This is a genomic window from Spirosoma flavus (assembly GCF_054778555.1).
On sequence record NZ_BAAGZL010000003.1, the window covers coordinates 576,594 to 588,940 of the forward strand.

The window sequence follows — 12,347 nt, forward strand, 5'->3', positions numbered from 1 at the left end:
AAGAATCGAGTCAGGAACGAATGCTATTAATCAGAGTAATGGCATTCGTTCCTGACTCGATTCTGTCATAATAGTTTTCAACGTACCAGCACCTTCGTCGTTCTTCGTTGCCCATTTACGCGAACTTCCAGTAAATAAATACCTGGCAACAACGGCTGATCTGGTACCCAATCCGCTTCACCAGACTGGCGTTCCAAATGTCCATTTATGATTTGACCGGCAGGGGTTAGCAAACGTATCTCAGCACCGTCAGCATTCCAAAGGCGAAGGTGAATCCGGTCAGGGGAAGCTGGATTTGGGAAAACCGAGACGACGGGTTCGTTGGTTTGCGTAATGGCTGACACTGACTTAAAAATGTGCGCCGTACCATCAAGATCGATCTGCTTGAGCCGGTAATAATTGGCACCCGGTTCAGGATTGAAATCGGTTAAGCCATAGTATTGCCGCTGATCGGTCGTGCCTTTAGCTGTCACCTCCCCTATTGATACGTACTCGTTCAGATCCCTACTACGTTCGACGACAAACCGATCAGCGTTACGTTCCGACGTAGTAGACCAGGCCAGTTGAACGCGATTGCCTTCGGGTTTGGCGGAGAACCCAAGCAACGTAACAGGAAGCACGCCACTAATGTCGCGCATAAGAATGTTGCCAATCTGCATAACACCCACACCATCATTCATCCTGAATTTGAAGTCACTAATCGTCTGACTGGGAGTTAAAACAGCTTGGTCATTAACAAACTTGGTGGTGCCAATCCATATGTCATACGTATCGTTAAGCAGACTTTCCATCGACCCCGTGGGCGATACGTAGTTAAGCGTAGCACCCGAATTGTTCATGGCAAACGTAATAGTTTGGCGGCCGGAAAACGAGGCACTAGTGACACCTCCTCCCCCATTTGGAACCGTGCGTACACGAAACTGGCCAGAACCCGCAGCCGAAAAAGCAATGGACAATCGCGCGTAGGTTTCCGCAACATCTGGGTTTAACTGACCGGCAACAAAATTGCTGCCCACGTAAAACACTACGGCATTCGTACCCGTCACTGATACGTCGTTTGAGATTGCCTCAAAACTGAACTGAACATGTAGTGAGGTCGGCGGCCCCGAAAAATCAGTAGTACGCGTTATATATCCTGAACCACTATCCGTAGGGCGCGAAAACTGAACAGCATTATTTGTAATGGTAGCACTCAGGCCCGCTATTCCGTTAACCTGACCGTTGTTAGGGGTTGCACTAACGTAGTTGGAAACGGGACCACCCGCCAAAAAATTCTGATCGAAGTAGACAGTTTGGGCCGAAATTCTTGAGGTGATTCCCAGTAGGGCCAGTGTACAGACGGTGTAAATTTTCACCATAAAAACGTTACGTTAGGGTGGTTAAGCCCTTACGACAGAAATTATGGTAAAAAGTCTCAAGTAAACTCAATAAATAAATTTACCGACTTCACTCTGGATAGTCACCTGCTTACCTGTATGCGCTTCAACCCGACCAATTATCTGCGCATCAATACCAAACGACTGTGATACGTCAATAACCTGTTGCGCTACGTTCTCGGGCAGATAAATTTCTAGTCGATGCCCCATGTTGAACACCTTGTACATCTCCTTCCAGTCTGTATTACTTTCCTCCTGAATGAGCCGGAACAGAGGAGGAATTGGAAATAGATTATCCTTAATAATGTGCAGATTATCAACAAAGTGCAGCACTTTCGTTTGGGCCCCACCCGAACAATGCACCATGCCGTGAATGTGCTCACGCAGCTCATGGAGCAACACTTTCGCAACGGGAGCGTAAGTACGCGTGGGTGAGAGGATAAGTTGACCAACATTCGTCCCGTCAGGCACCGACGAAATCGTGTCGGTTAGCTTTTTTGAACCGCTATATATTAACGTATTATCTACAGCCGGATCAAAACTTTCGGGATACGTATCGGCCAGATAATGCGCCAGTACGTCGTGGCGGGCAGAGGTCAGGCCGTTGCTGCCCATTCCGCCGTTGTATGCTGTTTCGTAGGTAGCCTGCCCATAGGAAGCCAGTCCTACAATAACGTCGCCCGGCTGAATACGGTCGTTGCTAATCACTTCGCTACGTCGCATCCGGGCAATGACGGTGCTATCGACAATAATGGTACGTACCAGATCGCCAACGTCGGCAGTTTCGCCACCTGTGCTATAAATTTCGATGCCGTGATCACGTAGCATTTGCAGCACTTCCTCCGTACCATTGATGATTTCAGCAATCACTTCGCCCGGAATCAGGTTTTTGTTACGTCCGATGGTCGATGACAGCAGCATTGGTCCGGTAGCTCCCACGCAAATCAGGTCGTCGGTATTCATCACCACCGCATCTTGTGCAATACCTCGCCAGACGTTTAAATCGCCGGTTTCGCGCCAGTAGAGATACGCCAGCGAAGATTTTGTGCCGGCTCCATCGGCATGCATGATGGTACAGAAATCAGGATCACCCGCCAACGTATCGGGTACAATTTTGCAGAATGCTTTCGGGAAAAGCCCTTTATCGAGTTGGGCGATGGCGTTGTGAACGTCTTCTTTACTAGCGGAAACCCCGCGCTGCGCATAGCGATCCATTCAGAAAGGAATAATGGATAATGTCGAATAACTAATGCGCAAAGGTACGCAGGTTCACTTTGTCATTATCCATTTTCTATTATTCATTCTCCGTAAGCTATTCCCGCTTCGGCCCGAACTGCGTCCAGTAACTCCATCAGATTCAAACTATCATCGAGCGACCAGAGCGGGCTTTCGGTACGTCCTTCAGAAAGGCATTGTACTACGTGCTGAATCTCGTAATCATACCCGAACGTAGTACGGTCGAATGACGTAGTAACGGGTTCTTCGCCGTCGCGGTGCAACGTAACGCTTTTGCTTTCGTGGAATCGGTTATGAATGCGAACCTGCCCCGATTCGCCCTGAATAAGGCCGACGCAATCTGTATCGGCCAGCAACGTACTGTCGAGCAGCGCCAACTGGCCGTTTGGATACGTTAATACCATGCCACATTGTTCATCAACGCCGGTGATTCCAAAATTGGCAGAAGCTTTAATCGTAGCCGGTTTTCCCAACAATAGATAAGATAGAAAAAGCGGATAAATACCAATATCGAGCAACGACCCTCCGCCCAGCTCTTTATTAAAAAGACGCTTTTCGGGCAGAAACGGTGCTTTAAAACCAAAATCGGCTTTTACAGACACAACTTTACCAATGCTACCCGACTCCACCAATTCCATTGCGTGCAAAATGCTCGGCATAAAACGACTCCAGAGCGCTTCCATCAAAAAAACGGATTTCGCCCGCGCCGTTTCAACCATTTCCCGAACCTGCTGGCTATTCATGGCAAACGGTTTTTCACCCAATACGTTTACGCCACCGTTGAGCAGCATCAATACGTGTTCGTGGTGTTTGACGTGCGGAGTGGCTACATACACTACGTCTAAATCTGGGAGCGTCAATAATTTTTCATACGTACCGAACGCATGCGGTGCACCGTATTGCTGGGCAAAATCGTCGGCGCGTTGCTGATCCGATGAGGCAACTGCATAAAGCTGGTTACCAGGTACAGTTAATAAATCCTGCACAAATTTATGGGCGATACGTCCCGGCCCGAGTACTCCCCAACGAGTCATAAAAAGACAATGTGATTAATGATTCACAGAATAATTTGCGGCTTTAAACTGCGGTCAAATGTATCGTTTTTTCTAAGTTGCGGGTTCACTACTCAGCATTTCATGAAAAATATCCGCTTCTTACTGCTGCTTTTCAGCCTGCTTGGGGCTCGATACGTAGCGTTTGGCCAGATTGTTGAACAACCCGATCCGCTACGTCCTTCCCAACCCGACAGCACCCAAGCCACGTCTGATGCTGATTCAAGTAGCGTGGGTACGGCCGACCAGGGCGAAGATGAAGCAGACATGGCCGATTCGACCCAGATTGAATATCGATACAAGTTTACGGCCGACGGCACCTTTACGTCAGGCAATGTCAACCGCGGATTATTACAGCTTACAGGTGCTTTTGATTATCAGTTAAATCATTATTTCAAGTTATCGACCAGCCCGTCATTTGTTTACGGCAAACAAAGTGGTCTGCTGGCTGAGCGCGAATGGTTTGGCGATCTACGAACCACATTTCGTCATGAAAAACGACTGTATTACCTGGCTTTTGGTTCGTATGAACGTAGCAACCTTCGCCAGATTGCGCGTCGATTGACAGCCGCTGCTGGCATCGGATACAAGCTGGTGAACAAACAACGGGCCTATATTTCACTTACCAACGTCATTCTTCACGAGAACACCGATTTTTTTGAACTCAATGATATTTATATTTTCCGGAATTCGGTACGTCTGTTTGGTGAATACAAGTTCGATAAAGATCGCTGGACGGTTACCCATACCGCTTTCTACCAGCCCGCCCTCGGTACGTATAATGTCCGCTGGAACGCCAGCCTAAGTGTTCAGGTGAAACTGACCGAGATCATTAGTCTACGTTCGACGGTGGCTAATGCGTACGAAAGTCTGGTTGTACCGGGCCGTCAGAACGATGATTTTCGGTTTACGGTAGGGCTGGTTTATGAGAAGAAGTAAGAGTCGTCCGATGAACCGAATTTACCGTTAAATAAAGTTTAGCCTGGTGGCAAAATTTGGTTACATAATTTGTCTAAATCTTCCTTGAACATTTTGTTTTGATTCGTATATTTGAAACCGTTGAAAACTGTATTTTATGCATAATGAACTCAATTTGAGTTATTTATGACCATTTTTTGCGGTTTACTGACACCCGTATCCAGCCACAGTTCTATACCAGTTGTTCACCTATACCAGCCCCGGTTCCGCTTCTGATGAAGTCGGTTCTGTGTGACGTATTACCATGAAAGTATCGCCCGCGCAACCGTTTCAAATTGTCTACTCGTTACTCGACCATGAGTTTCTGGGTTATTTAATCGAAGCGTTTGTTATTCAGCTAAATGCGCGGGGTGAATTGACGCTACAAAACCAGACACTCTCCACGCAAAACGTGGGTGAATTTGCTCAGGAACTCGACGAAAAAGACTTCGAACTGGTCAAGCTTATCGACAGCATTCAGCAGGACACCATCGTCAAGAAATTCAATACACGCAAACTACCCGCCGTCGATTTTTTCCTGAAAATTTATGACCCGCAAAAAGGCGATAAACTGGTACAAGAAGCCATTTGTGGGTATCTGGAAAACATAAAAGCCCAGATTATGGCGCTCCTGCCCGACAAGCCTTTCTACATTATGGGCAACGACGGCAACCCGGCCTGGGAACGTATCAAGTGGATGCCGGAACCCGCGCGGGTACACTTTCACTTTGTCCGAAATCCGGATTCAACGCACTATTTCCCCATCATCCGGTACCCGATACGTTCGGCCGACGGGCGCGACGTAGTGGAGACTGAACGGGTTGATTTTCAGTTCAAAGACGCGCTGATGATTTGCGATGAACCGGCCTACATGATGGTCGGTAATAAACTCTATCACTTCAGCAAGAATGTAGACGGCAAAAAACTTCGTCCGTTTTTCGCCAAAAACCACATTGTTATTCCTCGAAACATCGAGCAACAGTACTATGAACGTTTTGTTACTCAGCTCGTTGCGTCATACGATGTGTTTCCAAAAGGGTTTGAAATCCGCTCGGAGGTTCTACCGCCCGTACCGGTTTTGACCATTTCAGAGATGGTACAATCGAGCCGGACCGTATCGACACCGCTATTTCAGAACGGGTCGAGCGTCGGTACGATTGATGACGATGATGAAGCGAGCCAACGTATCGTTTTCGATCTGTCGTTTCAGTACGGCGATTTCAACTTCCGGTTCGATAATTTCGGGCCGTCGTCCAACGTAAGTCTGGAAAAGAAAAACGACGAATACATCTTCCATAAAATACGTCGCGACCAGCGACTGGAAAAGCAAAAGCTTGGTTTTCTGCGCGATACAGGTCTGGAGATGCACCATGGGCGACTTGCGCTTTCCAAAGCCGAGGCATTTTCCTGGCTCTCCGAACAGGGTCAGCAGCTTAAAGAATCGGGTTTTCTGGTTCGGCAGGCGGTTCAGGATGGTAAACGGTATTTTTTGGGCTATTCGAGCATCAGCGTGTCGATTCAGGAGGGGCGCGACTGGTTCGATATTTACGCCAATGTCCGCTTCGGCGAGTTTGAGATTCCGTTCCTGAAACTGCGTAATCTGATTCTGAACAAAAAGCGCGAGTTTAAACTACCAAACGGCGAAATAGCGGTCATCCCCGATGTTTGGTTCACGCGTTATTCTGAGCTTTTCGGCTTTCTGGAACGCCTGGACGACGACACCGACGAACGGTTGATGCTGCAAAAGCACCACATCGCACTGGTCCAGGAACTTGAACGTAACAACCTCGCTACCACGACTATAAGCCGCAAACTGGAACGGCTTCGTGATTTCGACACCATCGAATCATTTCCGGTGCCGGTTCACTTCAAGGGCACGTTACGTCCTTATCAGAAAGCAGGTTACGACTGGATGAATTTCCTTCGTCAGTATAATTTCGGGGGCTGTCTGGCCGATGATATGGGCCTTGGCAAAACCGTAATGACGCTGGCGATGCTGCAAGGTCAGAAAGAAGCCGGCGCTACGTCTCCGAGTCTGCTGGTAATGCCCACGTCGTTGCTATACAACTGGGAACTCGAAGCCCGGAAATTTACGCCCGATCTGCGCGTGATGGTGTATACGGGTACGTATCGCGACAAAAACACGGCGCAGTTCGACAATTACGACCTGATTTTGACCTCATACGGCATCGTACGTATCGACATCGATTTGCTGAGCGATTATCGGTTCAACTACGTTATTCTCGACGAATCGCAGGCGATCAAGAATCCGTCGTCGCACATTACCAAAGCGGTAGTGCAGTTGAATACAGCGCATCGGCTTATTCTGACGGGCACTCCGCTGGAAAACAGCACAATGGACTTGTGGTCGCAACTGTCGTTCATCAATCCGGGCTTGCTGGGAACGCAGTCGTTTTTCCGGAATGAATACCAGATTCCCATCGAGAAGCGGCACGACGAAGCGAAAACCTCTCGGCTTTACAGTCTGATTAAGCCCTTTATGCTTCGACGTAACAAGTCGCAGGTAGCCACCGACTTACCCGAAAAAGTAGAAAGTGTACTTTATTGCGAGATGACACCTGATCAGGAAAAGCAGTACGAAGAAGCTAAGTCGTATTACCGCAACCTGATTCTGGAGCATATCGAAGAAGAAGGCATGGCCAAATCGCAAATGATTGTACTGCAGGGGCTTACAAAACTCCGGCAGATCGCCAACCATCCACGCATGGTCGATGCCGATTACGAAGGCGATTCAGGCAAGCTGGACGACGTATTGATGCGGCTGGAAAGCGCGATGAGAGACCACCACAAAGTACTCGTATTCAGCCAATTTATTAAACACCTAAACGTAGTACAGCAATACCTGAAAGAGCAAAAAATCAAATATGCTTATCTGGACGGCGCCACCACCGACCGCCAAAGTCAGGTCGAGCTTTTCCAGACCGACGATTCAGTAAAACTGTTCCTGATTTCGCTCAAAGCCGGTGGACTGGGGCACAACCTCACTGCCGCCGACTACGTATTTATTCTGGACCCCTGGTGGAACCCCGCCATCGAAGCGCAGGCCGTTGACCGGGCGCACCGCATCGGTCAGCAGAAAACGGTGTTTACGTATAAATTCATCGCAAAAAACACGGTCGAAGAGAAAATCCTATCGCTTCAGCGGGCCAAGCAGCAACTCGCTGGCAGCCTCATCACGACCGAAGAAAACTTCATGAAGTCGCTTACGAAAGAAGATATCATGGTGTTGCTGGAGTAATTCCCCAAAAGAATTCGCTACGTTCGGGACATTCTGTGTTGTTGTTAGTTATATAGCCGACACACTATTCTGTACACAAAAACCAACGTAGTCATGAATATGAAAAGCGCATTTGGCATGGTTTTAACGCTCGTCGGCCTGATTGGGCTGATTTACGGCGGCATCGACTTCACTAAGGGCGGAGTGGCTCAGGCTTCCTTCGTTTACCTCATCCTGGGAGCCATATTTTTCTTCACAGGGGTCAGCCTGATACGTAGCACGAGAGCGTAAAAAGTCGTCAAGTTGTATCTAGTCGATAGTCAGTAACTGATTTAGCGGTTACTGACTATCGACTTACCGTAAATACACACCCATTCGGGCTGCATCGCTCAATACTACGTCTACGTGTTCTGTCAGCGTAGTGCTTAGCTCATATCCTTTATAATCAGCGGCAACCGGATAACGCGGGTGATTCCGATCAATCAGCACGGCGACTTGCAGTTTCTGAATCGGTACGTTCAGAAACGGTTGCAGACTAAAAGCCAGCGTACGGCCTGTATAGAGAACATCGTCGACAATCACGACCACTTTATTGGTATAGTCAACTTCGTCCTGATCAGTTTGAACGGCGGGTTGCGTAGCGTGCGCTTTGTTTAGCGTAAGTTGTATCAGTGTTACCGAAAAGGGGGCAATGGTTTGCAATTCCTGTGCCAATGCTTCCGCCAGGAAGTATCCCTCACCCGCAATACCCGCCAGCAGCAAAGTCGTTTCTTCGAAATTATTTTCATATATCTGAAACGCTATACGCCTGATTTTCTGACGAATCTGCTCAGCATTTAGAATAAGCGTAGGTTGGCTGGTAGTCATGGGCAATCAGAATCAGGGAAATTGACGCTGCAAAGATGAGAAAAAGCGAATAGCCAATGAAATATGCGTATTGGATATCCGGTTGGCATAGTTTTCGCCTTCTAGTCGGGCAAAGCATCTCCCTACTCACCAGACATGCACGCTATACTTAATTTTATCTCTCTCTCCCTAATCTGGCTACTCCCCGGCGTAGCCGCAAATGATGTTGACATTACACAAACTGTTGGGACCTCGCTACGTAGTGGCGATGCGAGTCAGCTATCCACACGTTTTGCCAAAAACATTGAGTTGGTCATTGATACCGAACACGTCGAGTTCACGTCGGTGCAATCCACGCATGCGGCTCTGATTCTCCGGTCGTTTTTCAAGAAATATCCACCCCAGAGTTTTCAATTCATTTACCGGGGCGCGTCTGATAAATTACGGTATAGTACTGGTACGTATGTCACTGGCGGCCAGCCATTTTCGGTATACGTACTGATGCGGCAAAATGACAATCATCAGTTTACAATCAACGCACTGCATTTCAGGAAAGAATAATTAATAGCTATTCGCCAAAAGGTGACGAAGCGGAATAGAAGACGCGCACAGAAATTGGTACAATTTACCGACGTAGCGCCCGATTTTCAATGTAAAGTGGGGCTTCGGTACGTAATCATCAATCATTAAAACGATTCACTGACGACTACCGACTTTTATCCCTAACTTTGCATTTTTATGCAGAGGTATCATGATTGTTAAGACCAAAAAATACGCTTTAGAACAAAAAACGTATATCAATATCGCCCTTCGTCAGTGGGTAAAGCAAAACTGGACATGGGCTTTTGTGCCGCTGGCCCTGATTCTGCTGAACGTAGTGCTAAGCCTGACCGGCGTCTACCCAAATTACTGGATTTACATCGTCATTGTGCTGCTGACTATCCTGTACGTACTTTTCTGGGCCGTACAGATTACGGGCATCTCGCAAATGGAGCAGAGCAAGGCGCTTTTTCAGAAATACGTTTACGAAATTGATAGCCGTCAGATTCTGATGCGCATCAATGCCAAAGAAGGCGGTATTCTGAAATGGAGCCAGATTGACAGTGTGATTAAAGATAAAGACGCGTACATCCTGTTTCTGGACAACGCTGAAGCTATGGCTAACGTAAAAGCTAGCTGGATTGCCAAAACCGTGACGAAAGGTTTAGCTAAAGCGCAGTTTATTTATCTGCCATTCAACATCTTTACGAGCGATAATGACCTGCGTTTTATGGATGCACTTCTGAAACGTAAGAGCCTGCTGCCCGGTACCGTTCCAGCCGAAACCGTGAGTAAGTAATACGTTAATCATTTATTCAACTACTACGTAATACGTATCAAAATTTCCAACTTTGTTACAGCCGGGCTGTGGCGAAGTTGGATTTTTTCGTTCATCTGATTATGCGCATCACAAACTTTTTATTCTTCTTTTTAGTCACTGTTTCGGCCATTGGCCAATCTAAAAAACCGGTTACGCTCGACGATGTCTGGGGACGTAATCAGGGCATCTTTACACCACGCACCGTAGCGGCTGTTGACTGGATGAAAGCGGGCGGTTTTTACACAACGCTGGATGCCGGTCGAGTCGTGAAGTTCAACATTACAACCGGGCAACCGGTCGAAACGCTATTTGATGAACGGGAGGTTACGGCTGCCGGCACGGGTCAGAAGATTCGCATTGAAGGCTACCAACTGGCCGACGACGAACGCAAAATGCTGCTCACTACGCAGGAAGAACCCATTTATCGCCGGTCGAGCAAAGCCGAATTTTATGTTTACGATCTTACACCCAAGCGGTTATCTCCACTCAGCAAAGGTGGTAAACAGCAATACGCTACGTTCTCGCCCGATGGCAAACGGGTCGCTTTTGTGCGCGACAATAACCTGTTTGCTGTGGAATTAGCAACAGGTAAAGAAACCAAACTGACTACCGACGGCAAACGTAACGCCGTCATCAACGGTGGTGCCGATTGGGTGTATGAAGAAGAATTCAGCATGGCGCGTGCCTTCGAATGGTCGCCCGATAGTCGTAAGGTAGCGTGGATTCGGTTCGATGAAAGCCGTGTTCCTGAGTATGATATGCAGCTTTGGGGCGGTCTGTATCCGGTAGAATATCGGTTCAAATACCCAAAAGCGGGCGAAGCAAATTCTATTGTGACGGTCTGGATGGCTGACGTAGTGACGGGCAAAAAAGTGATGGCGCAGACGGGAAAAGAAACTGATATCTATTTGCCTCGTATTCAGTGGACAAAGAACTCAAATCTGTTATCGATACGTCGGATGAACCGGCTTCAGAACAAACTTGACCTATTGCACGCCAATGCGACTACCGGCCAGACGACGAACGTATTAACAGAAACGAGTGCTACGTATGTCGACCTCGAGTTCACGGACGATTTAACTTATCTGAAAGACGGCAAATCATTCATCTGGAGCAGCGAACGTAGCGGCTACAAACATTTGTATCTATACGATCTTTCTGGCAAACTCATCCGTCCTATTACGTCGGGCGAGTTCGAAGTGGCGAACGTAGCGGGTATCGACGAGAAGAATGGCACGATTTTTTTCACCAGCACCGAACCCTCTCCGCTTGAGCGCCACCTGTACAGGATTGGTCTGGACGGAAAAAATAAGGAACGACTCACGCAGAAAGCCGGCACGTATACCACTACGTTTAGCCCCGATTTTTCGTATTATCTCCTGTATCATACCTCGGCCAATTCACCTGTAACGGTCAGCCTCCGCGATACCAAATCCACCAATGACCTACGTGTTCTCGAAGCAAATGAATCGCTGAAGAATCAACTGGCAACGTATCAGATTGCCCAGAAGAAGTTTTTCCAGACCAAAGCCGCCGACGGTACTCCGCTGAACGGATGGATGATACGCCCGGCTGATTTCGATAGCACAGGTGCTAAAAAGTACCCGGTTCTGATGTTCGTGTACGGTGGACCGGGTTCGCAAACCGTCAAAAATGATTGGGACAGCCGCGATTTTTTCTGGTATCAGACACTGGTTCAGAAAGGTTACGTAATTGTGTCGGTCGATGGGCGGGGGACGGGCGCGCGGGGAACCGCTTTTCGAAACGTTACGTATGCGCAGCTCGGCAAACTCGAAACTGAAGATCAGATAGCCGTAGCGCGGAATCTGAAAACGCTACGTTACGTCGATCCGAATAGGGTTGGCATCTGGGGATGGAGTTATGGTGGTTACATGACGGCTCTCTGTATGACCATAGGCGCGGACGTTTTTAAAGCAGGCATTTCTGTATCGCCAGTCACAAACTGGCGATATTACGACAGCATTTACACCGAACGTTACCTAAAACGTCCGCAGGAAAATGCATCAGGTTACGACGATAACTCACCGGTTACGCATGCTTCGAAACTACGTGGCCCTTTCCTGCTCATTCATGGCACCGGCGACGATAACGTACATTTTCAAAACTCTATCGCTTTCGAAAACGCCTTAATTGAGGCCGGAAAACAGTTTCAGTCGTTCTATTATCCCAACCGGAATCACGGTATCTACGGCGGCAACACACGTCTGCACCTGTACACGATGATGACCGAGTTTATCGAGAAGAATTTATAGTCTAATTCG

The 12,347-nt window shown here is 48.0% G+C and carries 10 protein-coding genes; 6 read left to right on the forward strand and 4 right to left on the reverse strand.

The window, feature by feature from the left end; genetic code table 11:
* Nucleotides 1–77: 77 nt before the first annotated feature.
* From ACYVF1_RS18895 to ACYVF1_RS18905, 3 genes are all read right to left on the reverse strand, one after another.
* A complete protein-coding gene (locus ACYVF1_RS18895; RefSeq protein ID WP_461081666.1) occupies nt 78–1,358 on the reverse strand; it encodes a T9SS type A sorting domain-containing protein in 1,281 nt (426 codons plus the stop codon).
* 66 nt (nt 1,359–1,424) lie between these two features.
* Nucleotides 1,425–2,591, reverse strand: coding sequence for an AIR synthase related protein (locus ACYVF1_RS18900; RefSeq protein WP_461081668.1), 1,167 nt, complete (start codon nt 2,589–2,591; stop codon nt 1,425–1,427).
* An 83-nt stretch (nt 2,592–2,674) separates the two neighbouring features.
* Nucleotides 2,675–3,646 (reverse strand): Gfo/Idh/MocA family protein, encoded by a 972-nt coding sequence (locus tag ACYVF1_RS18905; RefSeq protein WP_461081670.1) that lies wholly within the window; start codon nt 3,644–3,646, stop codon nt 2,675–2,677.
* Between the two features lie 102 nt (nt 3,647–3,748).
* Here ACYVF1_RS18905 and ACYVF1_RS18910 point away from each other — a divergent pair, with 102 nt between their 5' ends.
* The 3 genes from ACYVF1_RS18910 (at nt 3,749) to ACYVF1_RS18920 (ending at nt 8,150) form a co-directional block, all read left to right on the forward strand.
* Nucleotides 3,749–4,603 carry a DUF481 domain-containing protein gene (locus ACYVF1_RS18910; protein ID WP_461081672.1) on the forward strand — a complete coding sequence of 285 codons (855 nt, stop codon included), beginning with the start codon at nt 3,749–3,751 and terminating at the stop codon, nt 4,601–4,603.
* A gap of 283 nt (nt 4,604–4,886) precedes the next feature.
* Nucleotides 4,887–7,880, forward strand: a complete 2,994-nt coding sequence (locus tag ACYVF1_RS18915) for a DEAD/DEAH box helicase (protein WP_461081674.1) — start codon at nt 4,887–4,889, stop codon at nt 7,878–7,880.
* Nucleotides 7,881–7,973: 93 nt separating this feature from the next.
* Nucleotides 7,974–8,150, forward strand: coding sequence for a hypothetical protein (locus ACYVF1_RS18920; RefSeq protein ID WP_461081676.1), 177 nt, complete (start codon nt 7,974–7,976; stop codon nt 8,148–8,150).
* A 63-nt stretch (nt 8,151–8,213) separates the two neighbouring features.
* Here the strand turns inward: ACYVF1_RS18920 and ACYVF1_RS18925 are convergent, their stop codons facing one another.
* Nucleotides 8,214–8,726 (reverse strand): phosphoribosyltransferase family protein, encoded by a 513-nt coding sequence (locus ACYVF1_RS18925; protein ID WP_461081678.1) that lies wholly within the window; start codon nt 8,724–8,726, stop codon nt 8,214–8,216.
* A 135-nt stretch (nt 8,727–8,861) separates the two neighbouring features.
* Here ACYVF1_RS18925 and ACYVF1_RS18930 point away from each other — a divergent pair, with 135 nt between their 5' ends.
* From ACYVF1_RS18930 to ACYVF1_RS18940, 3 genes are all read left to right on the forward strand, one after another.
* The gene (locus ACYVF1_RS18930) at nt 8,862–9,266 is read left to right on the forward strand and encodes a DUF4783 domain-containing protein (RefSeq protein ID WP_461081680.1); all 405 of its coding nucleotides are present in this window, start codon (nt 8,862–8,864) and stop codon (nt 9,264–9,266) included.
* A gap of 190 nt (nt 9,267–9,456) precedes the next feature.
* Complete coding sequence (locus tag ACYVF1_RS18935) at nt 9,457–10,044, forward strand: YcxB family protein (RefSeq protein ID WP_461081682.1); 588 nt, start codon at nt 9,457–9,459, stop codon at nt 10,042–10,044.
* 101 nt (nt 10,045–10,145) lie between these two features.
* Nucleotides 10,146–12,338 carry a S9 family peptidase gene (locus tag ACYVF1_RS18940; RefSeq protein ID WP_461081684.1) on the forward strand — a complete coding sequence of 731 codons (2,193 nt, stop codon included), beginning with the start codon at nt 10,146–10,148 and terminating at the stop codon, nt 12,336–12,338.
* The last annotated feature ends 9 nt before the right edge of the window (nt 12,339–12,347 follow it).

Bases quoted from the DNA above. Each gene is read 5' to 3' on its own strand.
- ACYVF1_RS18895 (WP_461081666.1), bottom strand. From the start codon at position 1,358: ATGGTGAAAATTTACACCGTCTGTACACTGGCCCTACTGGGAATCACC.
- ACYVF1_RS18900 (WP_461081668.1), bottom strand. From the start codon at position 2,591: ATGGATCGCTATGCGCAGCGCGGGGTTTCCGCTAGTAAAGAAGACGTT.
- ACYVF1_RS18905 (WP_461081670.1), bottom strand. From the start codon at position 3,646: ATGACTCGTTGGGGAGTACTCGGGCCGGGACGTATCGCCCATAAATTT.
- ACYVF1_RS18910 (WP_461081672.1), top strand. From the start codon at position 3,749: ATGAAAAATATCCGCTTCTTACTGCTGCTTTTCAGCCTGCTTGGGGCT.
- ACYVF1_RS18915 (WP_461081674.1), top strand. From the start codon at position 4,887: ATGAAAGTATCGCCCGCGCAACCGTTTCAAATTGTCTACTCGTTACTC.
- ACYVF1_RS18920 (WP_461081676.1), top strand. From the start codon at position 7,974: ATGAATATGAAAAGCGCATTTGGCATGGTTTTAACGCTCGTCGGCCTG.
- ACYVF1_RS18925 (WP_461081678.1), bottom strand. From the start codon at position 8,726: ATGACTACCAGCCAACCTACGCTTATTCTAAATGCTGAGCAGATTCGT.
- ACYVF1_RS18930 (WP_461081680.1), top strand. From the start codon at position 8,862: ATGCACGCTATACTTAATTTTATCTCTCTCTCCCTAATCTGGCTACTC.
- ACYVF1_RS18935 (WP_461081682.1), top strand. From the start codon at position 9,457: ATGATTGTTAAGACCAAAAAATACGCTTTAGAACAAAAAACGTATATC.
- ACYVF1_RS18940 (WP_461081684.1), top strand. From the start codon at position 10,146: ATGCGCATCACAAACTTTTTATTCTTCTTTTTAGTCACTGTTTCGGCC.